The 14,039-nt window shown below is 68.7% G+C and carries 14 protein-coding genes; 5 read left to right on the top strand and 9 right to left on the bottom strand.

What is annotated here, in order from left to right; translation table 11 throughout:
• The first annotated feature begins 97 nt into the window (after positions 1-97).
• Positions 98-2,095, top strand: coding sequence for a bifunctional DedA family/phosphatase PAP2 family protein (locus ABIA71_RS08045; RefSeq protein ID WP_354284585.1), 1,998 nt, complete (start codon positions 98-100; stop codon positions 2,093-2,095).
• Positions 2,096-2,255: 160 nt separating this feature from the next.
• Here the strand turns inward: ABIA71_RS08045 and ABIA71_RS08040 are convergent, their stop codons facing one another.
• From ABIA71_RS08040 to ABIA71_RS08030, 3 genes are all read right to left on the bottom strand, one after another.
• Positions 2,256-2,852 carry an LON peptidase substrate-binding domain-containing protein gene (locus ABIA71_RS08040; RefSeq protein WP_354284583.1) on the bottom strand — a complete coding sequence of 199 codons (597 nt, stop codon included), beginning with the start codon at positions 2,850-2,852 and terminating at the stop codon, positions 2,256-2,258.
• A gap of 19 nt (positions 2,853-2,871) precedes the next feature.
• The gene (gene mpl / locus ABIA71_RS08035; RefSeq protein ID WP_354284581.1) at positions 2,872-4,236 is read right to left on the bottom strand and encodes a UDP-N-acetylmuramate:L-alanyl-gamma-D-glutamyl-meso-diaminopimelate ligase; all 1,365 of its coding nucleotides are present in this window, start codon (positions 4,234-4,236) and stop codon (positions 2,872-2,874) included.
• Between the two features lie 313 nt (positions 4,237-4,549).
• Positions 4,550-5,113, bottom strand: a complete 564-nt coding sequence (locus ABIA71_RS08030; RefSeq protein ID WP_038686440.1) for an adenylate kinase — start codon at positions 5,111-5,113, stop codon at positions 4,550-4,552.
• A gap of 141 nt (positions 5,114-5,254) precedes the next feature.
• Between ABIA71_RS08030 and ABIA71_RS08025 the strand changes: the two genes are divergently transcribed.
• Both ABIA71_RS08025 and ABIA71_RS08020 read left to right on the top strand, forming a co-directional pair.
• On the top strand, positions 5,255-6,514 hold the full coding sequence (locus ABIA71_RS08025; protein ID WP_354284579.1) for a 6-phosphofructokinase: 1,260 nt from the start codon (positions 5,255-5,257) through the stop codon (positions 6,512-6,514).
• 156 nt (positions 6,515-6,670) lie between these two features.
• Positions 6,671-7,468 (top strand): hypothetical protein, encoded by a 798-nt coding sequence (locus ABIA71_RS08020; protein WP_354284577.1) that lies wholly within the window; start codon positions 6,671-6,673, stop codon positions 7,466-7,468.
• Positions 7,469-7,534: 66 nt separating this feature from the next.
• On the opposite strand, the gene ABIA71_RS08015 is transcribed toward ABIA71_RS08020, so the two are convergent.
• The gene (locus ABIA71_RS08015) at positions 7,535-8,038 is read right to left on the bottom strand and encodes a hypothetical protein (protein ID WP_354284575.1); all 504 of its coding nucleotides are present in this window, start codon (positions 8,036-8,038) and stop codon (positions 7,535-7,537) included.
• A gap of 501 nt (positions 8,039-8,539) precedes the next feature.
• Between ABIA71_RS08015 and ABIA71_RS08010 the strand changes: the two genes are divergently transcribed.
• Positions 8,540-10,567 carry a sodium-translocating pyrophosphatase gene (locus ABIA71_RS08010; RefSeq protein ID WP_354284573.1) on the top strand — a complete coding sequence of 676 codons (2,028 nt, stop codon included), beginning with the start codon at positions 8,540-8,542 and terminating at the stop codon, positions 10,565-10,567.
• Positions 10,568-10,606: 39 nt separating this feature from the next.
• On the opposite strand, the gene ABIA71_RS08005 is transcribed toward ABIA71_RS08010, so the two are convergent.
• From ABIA71_RS08005 to ABIA71_RS07985, 5 genes are read right to left on the bottom strand one after another with little or no spacing between them, the layout of a single operon-like run.
• Complete coding sequence (locus ABIA71_RS08005; protein ID WP_354284571.1) at positions 10,607-11,344, bottom strand: energy transducer TonB; 738 nt, start codon at positions 11,342-11,344, stop codon at positions 10,607-10,609.
• On the bottom strand, positions 11,341-11,766 hold the full coding sequence (gene exbD, locus ABIA71_RS08000; protein ID WP_354284569.1) for a TonB system transport protein ExbD: 426 nt from the start codon (positions 11,764-11,766) through the stop codon (positions 11,341-11,343). The genes ABIA71_RS08005 and exbD overlap by 4 nt, the downstream gene beginning before the upstream one ends.
• Before the next feature lie 9 nt (positions 11,767-11,775).
• Entirely contained in the window at positions 11,776-12,522 is a 747-nt protein-coding gene (gene exbB, locus ABIA71_RS07995; RefSeq protein ID WP_502961215.1) for a tonB-system energizer ExbB, read from the bottom strand.
• A 52-nt stretch (positions 12,523-12,574) separates the two neighbouring features.
• Complete coding sequence (locus ABIA71_RS07990; protein ID WP_354284565.1) at positions 12,575-12,952, bottom strand: YbaN family protein; 378 nt, start codon at positions 12,950-12,952, stop codon at positions 12,575-12,577.
• Complete coding sequence (locus tag ABIA71_RS07985) at positions 12,952-13,545, bottom strand: biliverdin-producing heme oxygenase (protein ID WP_354284563.1); 594 nt, start codon at positions 13,543-13,545, stop codon at positions 12,952-12,954. Before ABIA71_RS07985 ends, ABIA71_RS07990 begins: the two co-directional genes overlap by 1 nt.
• A gap of 200 nt (positions 13,546-13,745) precedes the next feature.
• Between ABIA71_RS07985 and ABIA71_RS07980 the strand changes: the two genes are divergently transcribed.
• Complete coding sequence (locus ABIA71_RS07980) at positions 13,746-14,003, top strand: DUF2789 domain-containing protein (protein ID WP_128097658.1); 258 nt, start codon at positions 13,746-13,748, stop codon at positions 14,001-14,003.
• The last annotated feature ends 36 nt before the right edge of the window (positions 14,004-14,039 follow it).

Raw genomic sequence — 14,039 nt, 5'->3', positions numbered from 1 at the left:
CATTCTAGGCGTGCGATCGCGTTCATTCACTGTAGATCACGCACGTTGGCCGCCGCTGGCCGGCAGTCAGTCACCTTCACACCTCTATAATCCGACGATGGACTCGTCATGGATCGATACCACGCTTGCGTGGATCTCAGCTCACCCCGTGCTCGCCGGTGCGGTCATTTTCCTCATTGCCTTCTGCGATGCGGTCATCGTGCTGGGCGCGATCGTGCCCGCGCTGCCGCTGCTGTTCGCCGTGGGCGTGTTCATCGGCCTGGGTCAGATCTCCGGCCCGTACGCGGTGGCGTGTGCGGCGGTGGGTGCGTTCGCCGGTGACGGCATCAGCTACTGGGTGGGGCGCCGCTGGGGCGACCGGCTTCGGGGCTTCTGGCCCTTCAGCAAGTACCCGCAGCTGCTGGACCGCGGCGAGACGATGTTCCGCCGCAATGCGTTCAAGAGCATCCTGGTGGCGCGCTATGTCGGGGCGATCCGTCCGTTCGTGCCGGCCATTGCCGGCATGATGAAGATGCCGCTGTCGCGCTACTTCCAGGCCAGCGGTATCGCCAGCCTGTCCTGGGCGGTGCTGTTCCTGGCGCCGGGCTGGGTCCTGGGCGAAGCCTATGACGCCGTTGCGGCGGTGGCCGGGCGGCTGGTGATGGTGCTGGGCCTGGTGGCGGTGCTGATGGGCGCGGTGTGGGCGATCGTGCTGTACGGCTACCGCTGGTCGGCCTCGCGCATGGACAGCTGGCTGGCCACGCTGCTGCGCTGGTCACAGCGCCACCCCACCCTGGGCCGTTACTCGGTGGCCGTGTTCGACCCGCAACGGCGCGAGTCGGTGCCGCTGGCCATGCTGGCGCTGATGCTGCTGTTGCTGGGCTGGTGCTGGTTCGCGCTGCTGATGGCCGTGGTGGCGCACGGCGAGCCGCTGCGCCTGGACATGGTGGTGCACCAGGCCATGCTGGCGCTGCGCAACCCGCTGGCCGACTACCCGATGGCCGCGCTGGCGTCGCTGGGCGCGTGGCAGGTGCTGCTGCCGGCCACGGCAGCCGGCATGGGCTACCTGGTCTGGCGCCGGCGCTGGATGGCGGCCGCGCACTGGCTGGCCGCGCTGGCCTTCGGGCTGGCACTGACCAAGCTGCTGGGCGCCACGGTGCACGTGGTGCGCCCGCCGGACGCCAGCAGTGGCTTCGGCTTCCCGTCGGTGTCGGTGACCATGGCCACCATCATCTTCGGCTTCTTCGCCGTGCTGATCGCGCGCGAGCTGCCCGGGCGCACGCGCGTGTGGCCGTACCTGCTGTCGGGCATCGTGGTGAGCCTGATCGGGTTTGCGCGGTTGTACCTGGGCGCGCATTGGCTGAGCGATGTCATCGGCGGCATGCTGTTCGGCATCTTCTGGCTGCTGGTGCTGGGCATTGCCTATCGCCGCCGCTTCAACCGTTCGTTCTGGGTCAAGCCGGTGGCCTGGCTGTTCTACGGCGTGTTCGCCGTGGCCGCGCTCTGGTACGCGCCGCGCAACATTCCACTCAAGCTGGCCCGCTTCGAGCCAGCCCAGCCGGCCCCGGTGGACATGACGGCCGCGGCGTGGCTGCAGGACGCCTGGCGGGAGCTGCCGGCGCGTCGCAACGAGTTCGATGACGACCAGCGCTGGCCGCTGGACGTGCAGGTGGCCGGCCCGCTGGCGCCGCTGCAGAAGCGCCTGGAAAGCCAGGGCTGGCACGTGCAGCCGCAGGCCGGGTGGGAACAGGCGCTGCTGATGCTCGACAAGTCGGCCACGCCGGACGAAGTGCCGGTGCTGCCGGCCACGCTGGACACCCAGGTGGAGTCGCTGCTGATGCTGCGCGCGGGCAATGCGCCCAACGAGATCTTCGCGCTGCGCCTGTGGCCGGCGCCGGCGCGGCTGCAGCCGGGCAACCAGCCGTTGTGGCTGGGCAGCGCGCAGACGCTGCATTACCAGCAGCACTTCCACCTGATCGGGATGTGGCGACCGATGCGCGGCATCGACCCGTCGTTGAAGGCGGTGCGCGACGCACTGGACGGCCTGCCGCAGCAGGTGGACACGCATCCGGAAACGCAGATGCCGGTGTTGCGGGTGCGCACGCCGGCCGAATGACGCGGCAACGCGCGACGTAGTGCCGGGTTCTACCCGGCAAGTGCGGGTAAGTGCGGTTGCGTTATTGCGTCGAGCAGCGGGGCAGAGCCCCGCTCTACGCGGCGTGGTGTAGCGCGGCAGACGCGGCGTGGCGTCTTGAGCAGCGGGGCAGAGCCCCGCTCTACGCGGGGGGTGTCAGGTCGGGGATCCAGGCCAGCAGGTGCTGCAGGCGCTGGTGGGGGTCGTCCTGCTGGAGCAGCTGCAGGCGCTGCGGTTCGTCGAGCGGCAGCAGTTCGGCCAGCCGCCAGCCTACCCAGGCAGCCTGCTCCAGCTGGGCCGGATGGGTCGGGGCGAAGGCCGCGCCGGCCTGTTCGATGATGTGCTCCAGCACGGTAGCCAGCAGCGCGTGTTCCGGACGCAGTTCGTCGTCGTGGTCGGGGGTGGCCCATTCCACGTCGGCCAGCACCAGCCCGTTGTCGCGGATACGCGTGCGCAACACATGGAAACGACGCTGGCCACGCAGGCGCAATACCAGCACGCCGTCGGCGCCCACGTCGAAATCCTCGACGCGCGCTTCCACGCCGTAGGCGGCCGGCACCGCCGGCGACCCCACTTCATCGCCATCCAGGATCAGGCAGACGCCGAAACTCGTGTCCTGCCGGCTGCACTCGCGCAGCATGTCCAGGTAGCGGCGTTCAAACACCCGCAGGCCCAGCGCGGCGCCAGGCAACAGCACCACGTGCAGCGGGAACAACGGCAGCGAAGCGGTCTCGGTCATGGCCTGGGGCGCGCCCGCCTCATCCCTGCTGCAGCTGCGCCAGGAAGCGCCGCGGGGCGCCGTCGAAACCGCCGTTGGACATGAACACGACATGGTCGCCGGACGCTGCGATCTCGCCCAGGCGGGCCAGCAACGCGTCGGTATCGGGCACGGCGTGGGCCTGCCCACGCACCGCAGCGATCACGCCGGCCGCATCCCAGGCCAGCTCCGGGCGGTGCAGGAACACCACCGCATCGGCCAGGTCCAGCGAGGGCGCCAGCGCTTCGGCATGCGCGCCCAGCCGCATCGAGTTGCTGCGCGGTTCCATCGCCACCACGATGCGTGCAGCACCAACCTTGGCACGCAGCCCTTCCAGCGTGGTGTGGATGGCGGTGGGGTGGTGGGCGAAATCGTCGTAGACAGTGATGTCATGCGCCTGCCCGATCACTTCCAGGCGGCGTTTGACGCTGCGGAAGTTGGCCAGCGCCGGGATCACCGACGTCAGTTCCACCCCGACCGCGTGCGCGGCGGCCAGCGCGGCCAGGCCGTTGAGCACGTTGTGGCGACCCAGCAGGGGCCAGCGCACCTCGCCTACGCGCACACCGCGGTGATGCACCACGAACGCGCTGCCGTCGGCGTTGACCAGTTCGGCATGCCATTCCAGCGACGGATCGAAGCCGAAGCGCTCCACCGGGGTCCAGCAGCCCATCGCCAGCACCTGCGCCAGGTAGGCATCCTCACCATTGACGATCAAGCGGCCGCGCGCGGGCACGGTGCGCACCAGGTGGTGGAACTGGCGCTGGATCGCGGCCACGTCCGGGAAGATGTCGGCGTGGTCGTATTCCAGGTTGTTGAGGATGGCCACCAGCGGCCGGTAGTGCACGAACTTGCTGCGCTTGTCGAAGAAGGCCGTGTCGTACTCGTCGGCCTCGACCACGAACTCGCGCCCGCTGCCCAGGCGCGCCGACACGCCGAAGTCTTCGGCCACGCCGCCGATCAGGAAGCCCGGCTCGCGCCCGGCCGCCTGCAGCAGCCAGGTCAGGATGGTGGTGGTGGTGGTCTTGCCGTGGGTACCGGCCACGGCCAGCGTGTCACGCCCGGGCAGGACCTGTTCGGACAACCACTGCGCACCGGAAATGTAGCGCTGGCCGGCATCGAGCACCGCTTCCACCGCCGGATTGCCGCGCGACAGCGCATTGCCGACGATCACCTCATCGCAGTCGGCGGCAACACTGTTGGCCCGGTAGCCCGGATCGAGTGCGATGCCCAGCTGTTCCAGCTGGGTCGACATCGGCGGATAGATCGCCTGATCGCTGCCATGCACCGCATGGCCCAGTTCCCGCGCCAGCGCGGCCACGCCGCCCATGAAGGTGCCGGCGATACCAAGGATATGAATCTTGCTCATGCGGTGGATTGTGACCGATCACCTGCGACTGTGGATATTGTCGTCAGACAATTCCCCGGAAGCGTGTAGGAAGAATACTCGGCGTGTCGGGGAATCCCCGATAGCGATGCACTGTGAAGACGGACACAATTCAGGTGGCCAGCCGCAGCACCCCATTGGTCCTACTCCCCAAGAGGCCATCCCCAGGGGAGCTCATGCTGCGGGGCTCTGAGCAAGCCCGTCCGCTGGCACCTTAAACCGCACGCCTGGCCCCTTGGGGCCAGGCGTGTGTGTTTACAGGCTCGGCACGCGCTGCCGAAGCAGCGCCACCGGCTCAGCCGTGGATCGCCGCGCGGATGCGCGCTTCCACGTCGTCCAGTTCACCCACGCCATCCACGCGCGCCAGGGTGCCGCGGCCGGCGTAGAAATCGACCACCGGAGCGGTCTGGTCGTTGTAAACCTGCAGACGCTGGCGCACCGATTCGGGGTTGTCGTCGGCGCGGCCCTGTTCGGCGGCGCGGCCGGCGATGCGCTCGACCAGCAGTTCGGTCGGCACGTCCAGCTGCACCACCGCATCCAGCGGCTGGCCGATCTTCACCAGCAGGGTGTCCAGCGCGTTGGCCTGGGCCACGTTGCGCGGGTAACCATCAAGGATGAAGCCGTTGGCCACGTCGGCCTGGCCCAGGCGCGACTCGAGCATGCCCAGCAGGATGTCGTCGGACACCAGGTTGCCGGCGTCCATGACAGCCTTGGCCTGCTTGCCCAGCTCGGTGCCTGCGGCCACTTCGGCACGCAGCAGGTCGCCGGTGGAAATGTGCGCAATCGACAGGTGTTCCTTCAGGCGCGTCGCCTGTGTCCCCTTGCCCGAACCGGGCGGTCCCAACAGAACCAATCGCATCAACCTGACTCCAACTTGGTAAAAAAATGGAAGGGCGCGCGCCCCGGGATTGTCCACAATCACGCTGCACCGCAATACGCGCACTTTACCCCATACCGGTAATGTCTCTGCAATGTCCTTCCCCCACCCCCAGGTGAAATGATGTCCAAAGGTACCCTGCTCTACGCCCAGTCAGGCGGCGTCACCGCCGTGATCAATGCCACCGCCTCGGCGGTGATCAGCACCGCCCGGGCCAAGGGAATCAAGGTCTTGGCCGCGCGCAACGGCATTCTTGGCGCGCTCCGCGAGGAGCTGATCGACACCACGAAGGAGTCGGCGGCGGCCATCGCCGCACTGGCCCACACCCCGGGCGGGGCCTTCGGCTCCTGCCGGTACAAGCTCAAGTCGCTCGAGGCCGACCGGGGCAAGTACGAACGCCTGCTGGAGGTCCTGCGCGCCCACGACGTGCGCTGGTTCCTCTACAACGGCGGCAACGACTCGGCCGACACCGCCTGGAAGGTCTCCCAGCTGGCCAAGGCCTTCGATTACGACCTCACCTGCATCGGCGTGCCCAAGACCATCGACAACGACCTGGCGGTCACCGACACCTGCCCGGGCTTCGGCTCGGCGGCCAAGTACACCGCGGTGTCGGTGCGTGAGGCGGCGCTGGACGTGGCGGCCATGGCGGAAACCTCGACCAAGGTGTTCGTCTATGAGGCCATGGGCCGCCATGCCGGCTGGCTGGCGGCGGCGGCTGGCCTGGCCGGGCAAGGCCCCGACGATGCCCCGCACATCATCCTGCTGCCCGAACGCGCCTACGACGAGGCCGCCTTCCTGGCCAAGGTCAAGCAGGTGGTCGAGCGCGTGGGCCATTGCGTGGTGGTCGCCTCCGAAGGCATCCAGACTGCGGACGGTACGTTCGTTGCCGATGCCGGCGGCGGCAAGGATTCGTTCGGGCATACCCAGCTGGGCGGCGTGGCCTCGCAACTGGCCGCCCGGGTCAAGGACACGCTGGGCTACAAGGTGCACTGGACCCTGCCCGACTACCTGCAGCGCTCGGCGCGCCACATCGCCTCCAAGACCGACTGGGAGCAGGCCCAGGCGGTGGGCAAGGCGGCGGTGCAGTTCGCCTTGAAGGGCCACAACGCGGTGATGCCGGTGATCGTGCGCAGCAGCGACGCGCCCTACCGCTGGAAGATCGAGGCCGCGCCCCTGCACAAGGTGGCCAACCACGAGAAGAAAATGCCGGCCGGCTTCATCCGCAAGGACGGCTTCGGCATCACGGCCAAGGCCCGCGCCTACCTGTCACCGCTGATCAAGGGCGAGGCGCCCCTGCCCTACGGTGCCGATGGGCTGCCGAAGTATGTGACGCTCAAGAACGTGGGCGTGAAGAAGAAGCTGCCGGCCTGGCAGGAAGGCTGAGCCCCTCCGGCGGGCGGCGCGCTCCTGGGCGTGCCGCCCGCCGGCAATTGCGGCGCGCCGGGGTGCCCCCTACAATCGCGCCGAGCCGGCAGGACATGCGGGCTTCTGCACCCGCAACCCATTCCGCACCTGCGTGCGATGACAAGGACCGTACCGATGAAGCGCCACACCCTGGTTTCCCTGCTGCTGCTCACCGCAGCGGCGCCCGCCTTTGCCGATACCTGCGAAAGCAGCTTCCAGAAGAAGGGCAACCCCCTGTCCGGCACCACCTATACCGCCTCGGTGACCGTGCCTGAGCTGACCGTCAAGAGCGCGATCGGCCAGATGAACGTGATTGCCAAGGGCAACAACATGGACGTCTTGAGCTCGGACGTGGAAAACGGCGCGATGCTGATCGAAGATCCGCAGACGGCGATGCACAAGACGATTCCGATCATCATCAGCGCCACCAGCGAGGGCCGCACCGGCACCGTGGCGATGACGGTCAAGCTCAACCCCGGCGCCTTTGCCAAGGCCGATTCGATCCGCGCCGAGATGTGCAAGATGCTGACCCAGGTAAAGCCGGGCAAGGCTGGCGAGCAGCTCGCCGCGTCCACGCCGAAGGCCTCCACGGTGAACATTTCGGCCAGCGATTTCGGGTTCCAGCTGCGCACGCAGAACAAGGACAACCCCGCCGCGATCGAACCGCGCTACAAGGGCAAGATCTATTCGATCACCGGCCGGGTCAACGGCGTGCTCAAGAGCGGTGGCACCTACAACACCGGCTTCGAGCTGCCCAACGGCTCCGGTGGCATCGACTTCGAAAGCGTGGCCATCACCTGCGCCTTCGCGCCGAGCCAGGCCGCCTTCGCGCTGGCGTTGCGCCCGAAGGAAAAGGTCACCCTGGTCGGCGTGGTCGACCATTACGACCAGATCGGCCGCGTGCTGTGGCTGAAGGACTGCAAGGGCAACTGAGCCCGGCCAGCGTCGCGTGATACCCAAGCCCGAACCGGCCCTGCCGTCCGGGCTTTTTCGTGGGCCTCAGCGGCAGGCGGTGCCGTCCACTTTCAGCTGCGCGGCGAACATCGGGATCTGTGCGATCTTGCCGGCGGCCGCCTGCTTCTTGGCCTCTTCCAGGTAGATGCGCGACTGGCCCTGGCCATCCAGTTCGGCCTTCTGCGCCACCGGCATGCGCCACACGCGCACCACCGCCTGCTGCGCCGGGCACGCGGCGTTCGGCACCCGGATCACGTCGTTGAGCTTCCAGCCTTTGGCTTCGCTGGGCTGGGCCTTGTCGAAATCGACGAAGCGGGCGCGCGGCTGGCACTGCTCGCTGGTGCGCACCACGGCGAATTTATAGGGCTGTGCGGCATCGGCGGTGAACATGCCCTCCAGCCGTGCACAGGCCTCGGGGATCTGGCGCAGCGTATGGGCCGCGCCCACCGCCTGCGGCGCACCAACGGCGCGTTTCAGCTCGGGGGTTTCAGCGGCACTGGCGGCCACGGCGGGCAGCAGGGCCAGCCAGAGCAGGTGACGGGTGGACATGGCGGAACTCCGGAGGCTGGGGATGGGCCGAGGCTGCCAGCGGGTGGCTGAACGGCGTGGCAAGGCGTCCCTTCAACGCCTGGCGGGATCCAGACGACGGGACGCCTGCCCCTTGAGTCAGGGGGCAGCCGCGAAGCGGCGGGGGATTGGAGGCAGATAGGAGGGACCCGTGGTTTGCGCAGCAAACCATGGGGCGACAGCGCGCACGCGATGTCGCGTACCCGGCAGATCGCGGATGCGGAGGGGCATGCGTGGTTGCCGGCCAGCGGCCGGCAGATCGCGGATGCGGAGGGGCGTGTGTGGTTGCCGGCCAGCGGCCGGCACTACCCGTATGCGGGTGTTGCCCGCATACTCGGGGCACCAGGGATTGCTGAACACCGCCACACGCTTGAAGACCGGGCACGGTCTGAACGGGTTGGTCCAAGGTTGCAGCCCGTTGTGCCCCCGCGTGGAGAGGTTCATCCGTTCGTCTGGATGCCATTCCATCACCCGGGAGGGGACATGCTGGAACGTTATGGGCTTTCTCTGGCGCTGTTCTGCGCCATTCTCGCGATTCTCTACGGCATCGTGTCGGCACGCTGGATCCTCCGGCAACCGGCTGGCAATGCCCGCATGCAGGAAATCGCCGCCGCCATCCAGGAAGGCGCGCGCGCCTATCTCAACCGTCAATACCTCACCATCGGCATCGCCGGCGTGGTGCTGTTCGTGCTGGTTGGTTTCTTCCTCAGCTGGTACACCGCGATCGGCTTTGCGATCGGCGCGGTGCTGTCCGGCGCCGCCGGCTACATCGGCATGAACGTGTCGGTGCGCGCCAACGTGCGCACCGCCGAAGCGGCCCGCAACGGCCTCAGTGCCGCCATGGACGTGGCGTTCCGCGGCGGTGCCATCACCGGCATGCTGGTGGTCGGGCTCGGCCTGCTGGGCGTGGCCGGGTACTACGCGCTGCTGCTGCGGATGGGGCTGGACACCGCGCAGGCACTGCATGCGCTGGTCGGGCTGGCGTTTGGCTCCTCGCTGATTTCGATCTTCGCGCGACTGGGCGGCGGCATTTTCACCAAGGGCGCCGACGTCGGCGCGGACCTGGTGGGCAAGGTGGAGGCCGGTATCCCCGAGGATGACCCGCGCAACCCGGCGGTGATCGCCGACAACGTGGGCGACAACGTCGGCGACTGCGCCGGCATGGCCGCCGACCTGTTCGAGACTTACGCGGTGACGGTGATCGCCACCATGCTGCTGGGCAGCCTGATGATCGCCGAAGCCGGGCGCAACGCGATCCTGTATCCGCTGGTGCTCGGCGGCGTGTCGATCATCGCCTCGATCATCGGCGCGCTGTTCGTCAAGGTGAAGCCCGGCGGCTCGATCATGGGCGCGCTGTACAAGGGCGTGATCGTGTCGGCGGTGCTGGCAGCGATCGCGTTTTACCCGATCACCCTGCAGCTGATGCCCGACAACAGCCACGGCGCGCTGAACCTCTACTTCTGCGCGTTGATCGGGCTGGTGCTGACCGGGCTGATCGTGTGGATCACCGAGTACTACACCGGCACCCAGTACAAGCCGGTACAGCACGTGGCGCAGGCCTCCACCACCGGGCATGGCACCAACATCATCGCCGGGCTCGGGGTGTCGATGAAGTCGACCGCGCTGCCGGTGATCGCGGTGTGCGTGGCGATCTGGTTGGCACACTACTTCGGCGGCCTGTACGGCATCGCCATCGCGGCCACCGCGATGCTGTCGATGGCCGGCATGATCGTGGCGCTGGATGCCTACGGCCCGATCACCGACAACGCCGGCGGCATTGCCGAGATGGCCGAACTGCCCTCCAGCATCCGCGACATCACCGACCCGCTGGACGCGGTGGGCAACACCACCAAGGCCGTCACCAAGGGCTATGCGATCGGCTCGGCGGCGCTGGCCGCGCTGGTGCTGTTCGCCGATTACACGCACAACCTGCAGGCGGCCAATCCGGGCCAGACGTTCGCCTTCGACCTGTCCGACCACACGGTGATCATCGGCCTGCTGATCGGCGGCCTGATCCCCTACCTGTTCGGTGCGATGGCGATGGAAGCGGTGGGCCGCGCGGCCGGTGCGGTGGTGAAGGAAGTGCGCCGCCAGTTCCGCGAGATCCCCGGCATCATGGAAGGCACCGGCAAGCCGCAGTACGACCGCGCGGTGGACATGCTGACCCGCTCGGCGATCCGCGAAATGATCGTGCCCTCGCTGTTGCCGGTGGCCGTGCCGGTGGTGGTGGGCCTGCTGCTGGGGCCGCGCGCGCTGGGCGGGTTGCTGATCGGCACCATCGTCACCGGCCTGTTCGTGGCGATCTCGATGACCACCGGCGGTGGGGCCTGGGACAACGCCAAGAAGTACATCGAGGATGGCCACTTCGGCGGCAAGGGCAGCGAGGCGCACAAGGCCGCCGTCACCGGCGACACCGTGGGCGATCCGTACAAGGACACCGCAGGGCCCGCGATCAATCCGTTGATCAAGATCATCAACATCGTCGCGCTGTTGCTGGTGCCGCTGCTGTAGGCACACCGTCGCCCGGCCCATGGCCGGGCGTTGCCGGGGTCAGCGCCGGCGGATGAAGAACGCCACCGGCACCATCACCTCTACCGGGTCGCCGCCGATCTCCGGCGGCGGCGCCGGCACCGGGCTGCCGCGTCGCACGGTGTCCAGCGTTTCGGCATCCAGCAGCGGATGCCCACTGCTCTGGCCGATGCGGATGTTGCTCGCATTGCCCTGCCGGTCCACCGCAAAGCGCACATAGGCCACGCCCTGTTGGCGCAGGCGCTCGGCCCCGCGGGGATAGCGCCGGTGCTGCTCCAGATGGCCCAGCAGCAGCCCCTGCCAGGTGACCTGCGCGTCGCTGCGCTGGCCAGCCATCGTCTGCGGCGCCGCGTACCGTTGCGTGGCCTTGGCCTGCACGTCCGGCGGCGCCAGGGTCTGGTCCACGTTGTGTTGGTCCGACGGCGTCTGCTCGGGGGGCGGCGGCGTGCGTTGCGCGACCTCCTCGCCGTCCGGGTGCGGTTGCGGGGGCAGCACCGGCGCGCGCAGCGGCTGCGGCTCCGGTTTGGGGCGGTGTTGTTCCTGTTGCGAGGGCCCCTGCGCGATATCGGTGGGCGGCACCGGCGGCGCTTCGGCAACCGCGGCCAGTTCCACCCTCAGCGCTTCCGGCGGTGCGCTGGCCGGTGCGGGTGGCGCGCATCCTATCCACCACAGCACGGCCCCGATGCCGATGGCGTAGGTGGCCAACACGATGCCCAGGCTGCCGGCCCAGCGTGCGTGCCCTGCACTCCCTCCGCTCATGGTGCGGGCTGTTCCAGCCCGACCAGGGCCACCTTGAGGTAGCCGGCCGCGCGCAGCGCGTTCATGGTCTGCATCAGGTCGCCGTAGGCCACCTGGCGGTCGGCGCGCAGATAGATGCGCTGCTCACGGTCGCCGCCGGTCAGCCGCTGCAATGCCGCCGACAACGCGTCAGCGGCAACGGCGGCATCGTTCACCCGCAGCGACAGGTCGGCCTGCACGGTCAGGAACACCGGCTCGCCCTCGCGCGGTTGCGGGCGCGCGCTGCTGGCCGGCAGGTCCACGGCGGTGTCCACGGTGGCCAGCGGCGCGGCGACCATGAAGATGATCAGCAGCACCAGCATCACATCGATGAAAGGGGTGACGTTGATCGCGTGGGCTTCTTCCAGCGCGTCGTCGTCGTGGCGTGCGGTACGGAGTGCCATGCGTAAGCCTCAGTGCGCCGCGCGTGCCAGCACCGGGCCGGCGTGCACTGCGGCGCGGTCCAGGTCGCGCGACACCAGTTGCTGCACGGCCGCCGAAAGATCGCCCAGCAGCGCGCGCAGGCCGGCCAGCACCCGGGTGAAGTGGTTGTAGATCACCACGGCGGGAATGGCGGCTACCAGCCCCAGCGCGGTGGCCAACAACGCTTCGGCGATGCCGGGCGCCACCACCGCCAGGTTGGTGGTGTTGGACTGGGCGATCCCGACGAAGCTGTTCATGATCCCCCACACGGTGCCGAACAGGCCCACGAACGGCGCGATCGCACCGATGCTGGCGAGCACGCCGATGCCGCGCCTCGCCTGCCGCGCACAGGCCAGTTCAATGCGCTCCAGGCGCGAGCCGACGCGCTCCTTCACCCCCGCCGGGTCGCCCCCGTGCGGCGACAGCCGCAGCTCGGTACGCGCCGCCTCCAGCAACAGGCGCACCGGTTCTTGCTGCAGGCGCGGGTCGAGCTGTGGATCGGGCAGTTGCACGCTGTCCAGCAGCAGCGCGCGCGCCTGCAGCAGGTGGCGGCGTTCGCGCGCCAGTTCCCAGCCCTTGGCGAGCAGCACCGTCCAGGTGGCCACCGACGCGACAGCCAGGCCGATCATCACCGTTTTGACCACCACGTCGGCGGCCAGGTACATGCCCCACGGCGTCAGTGCGGGTGCGGGGGCGGCAATGGCGAAGGGAAGCAACACAGTCATGGTCAGGCTCATCAGGAAAGGAGGCGCAGGGGCGCTGCAACGCGCGCCGGAACAAGGCGCAGGCTCACTCGGGTGTGGGCGGCAGGCGCGGCGATGGCCGCGACAGCACGTAGGCCGCGCTGGCAATGAAGAACGCGCCCACGCCCAGCAACAGCCGCCACGACGGATGCGCGCCCCAGCAGAACATGACGAAGCCGAACGCCATGCCGCCGGCCGCAAAGGCCTTGCCCTTGCGGCTCACCGCGCCCTGCTCGCGCCACAGGCGCAAGGCCGGGCCGTAACGCGGATGGTCGAGCAGCCTGCGTTCAAAGCGTGGCGAGCTGCGTGCAAAGCAGCCCACCGCCAGGATCAGGAAGATGGTGGTGGGCATCACCGGCAGCAGCGCGCCGATCACGCCCAGCGCCACCATCCCCCAGCCCAGGCCGAACCACAGCCAGCGCATCAGCGCGCGTCGAACTCGAGTTCAACGTGGCCGTGCACGCTGCGGAACGCCGCATCGGCGGCATCGATGACCTGCTGTTCCTGCGCATCGTCCAGCACCACCCCGTCGAGCGCGGCGGTGAACTCGCGCCAATGACGCGCGGCGCCGTCGGGATGTGCGGCCAGGTGGCGTGCACCGAACCCGGCGTCCAGCCCCAGCCTGGCGGCCATCTTGTACAGGATGGTGCCGCCCAGGTTGGAGCCTTCGGCCACGTACAGCCAGCCCAGCGCGGTCGGCAGCGCCAGGTCCGGGTCCAGCCGCATCGGCACCGGGGCCGGCAGGATCTGTTCGAGGTCGGCCAGGTCGCGGGCGATCAACGGCAGCCGGCGGCGTGCCTCCAGATCCGGCAGCAGGGCGTCGAGCGCGGCATTGGCGTAGAGCGCGTCGATATCGCGATGGAAGCGGTACTGCACGCGCAGGAAACGCGCGAACTGGCCGCGGCTGGCGAAGATGTCGCCGGCCATGATGCGCTTGTCCAGCGCGCCGTGGCTGTCGCGGGTGGCGGCCTTCAGGCGCTGGCTGCGGGTGGCTTCAAGGGTATCGATGACGGTCATGGCGCTCGTGCTGGCAATGGGGGATGCAGCCCGCGCACGCCCGGGAGCAGGCCGTGCGCAGGTTTCCCGAGTGAGACGTCTGCCGCGGCGGCAACCCCAAGCCTGGTTGTACAGCCGGCTGCCCTACCCGATCCGGCGATGCCGGCCTCACGCGCCTGCACCGATAATGGCGGCACATTCTTGAGGAGGACCCCGCCATGATGATCACCACCGAACCGCGCATGACCAACCTGTTCCTGCAGCTGGGCCTGGATGCCAGCGACGAAGCGATCGCACGCTTCATCGTCGACCACCAGCTGCCCGCCGAGGTGGCCCTGGTGGAGGCGCCGTTCTGGAATGATGGCCAGCGCCAGTTCCTGGCCGAGCAGCTCAAGTCCGATGCGGACTGGGCCATCATCGTTGATGAGCTGGGCGAGGCCCTGCATGCCGACGCGGTCGCGCAGCAGACCGGCGCCTGAAACGAACACGGGGCCGGCAGTTGCCGGCCCCGTGGG

This window comes from Stenotrophomonas sp. 2619 (assembly GCF_040548725.1).
GTDB lineage: Bacteria > Pseudomonadota > Gammaproteobacteria > Xanthomonadales > Xanthomonadaceae > Stenotrophomonas > Stenotrophomonas maltophilia_AP.
This window is presented reverse-complemented; position numbering and strand designations above follow the sequence as displayed.

What these genes read in the sequence shown, in the direction of transcription:
- ABIA71_RS08030 (WP_038686440.1), bottom strand. Translation starts at nt 5,113, where the DNA reads ATGCGATTGGTTCTGTTGGGACCGCCCGGTTCGGGCAAGGGGACACAG.
- ABIA71_RS08015 (WP_354284575.1), bottom strand. Translation starts at nt 8,038, where the DNA reads ATGTCCACCCGTCACCTGCTCTGGCTGGCCCTGCTGCCCGCCGTGGCC.
- ABIA71_RS07990 (WP_354284565.1), bottom strand. Translation starts at nt 12,952, where the DNA reads ATGCGCTGGCTGTGGTTCGGCCTGGGCTGGGGGATGGTGGCGCTGGGC.
- ABIA71_RS07980 (WP_128097658.1), top strand. Translation starts at nt 13,746, where the DNA reads ATGATCACCACCGAACCGCGCATGACCAACCTGTTCCTGCAGCTGGGC.
- ABIA71_RS08020 (WP_354284577.1), top strand. Translation starts at nt 6,671, where the DNA reads ATGAAGCGCCACACCCTGGTTTCCCTGCTGCTGCTCACCGCAGCGGCG.
- exbD (WP_354284569.1), bottom strand. Translation starts at nt 11,766, where the DNA reads ATGGCACTCCGTACCGCACGCCACGACGACGACGCGCTGGAAGAAGCC.
- ABIA71_RS08040 (WP_354284583.1), bottom strand. Translation starts at nt 2,852, where the DNA reads ATGACCGAGACCGCTTCGCTGCCGTTGTTCCCGCTGCACGTGGTGCTG.
- ABIA71_RS08025 (WP_354284579.1), top strand. Translation starts at nt 5,255, where the DNA reads ATGTCCAAAGGTACCCTGCTCTACGCCCAGTCAGGCGGCGTCACCGCC.
- mpl (WP_354284581.1), bottom strand. Translation starts at nt 4,236, where the DNA reads ATGAGCAAGATTCATATCCTTGGTATCGCCGGCACCTTCATGGGCGGC.
- ABIA71_RS07985 (WP_354284563.1), bottom strand. Translation starts at nt 13,545, where the DNA reads ATGACCGTCATCGATACCCTTGAAGCCACCCGCAGCCAGCGCCTGAAG.
- exbB (WP_502961215.1), bottom strand. Translation starts at nt 12,522, where the DNA reads ATGAGCCTGACCATGACTGTGTTGCTTCCCTTCGCCATTGCCGCCCCC.
- ABIA71_RS08005 (WP_354284571.1), bottom strand. Translation starts at nt 11,344, where the DNA reads ATGAGCGGAGGGAGTGCAGGGCACGCACGCTGGGCCGGCAGCCTGGGC.
- ABIA71_RS08045 (WP_354284585.1), top strand. Translation starts at nt 98, where the DNA reads ATGGACTCGTCATGGATCGATACCACGCTTGCGTGGATCTCAGCTCAC.
- ABIA71_RS08010 (WP_354284573.1), top strand. Translation starts at nt 8,540, where the DNA reads ATGCTGGAACGTTATGGGCTTTCTCTGGCGCTGTTCTGCGCCATTCTC.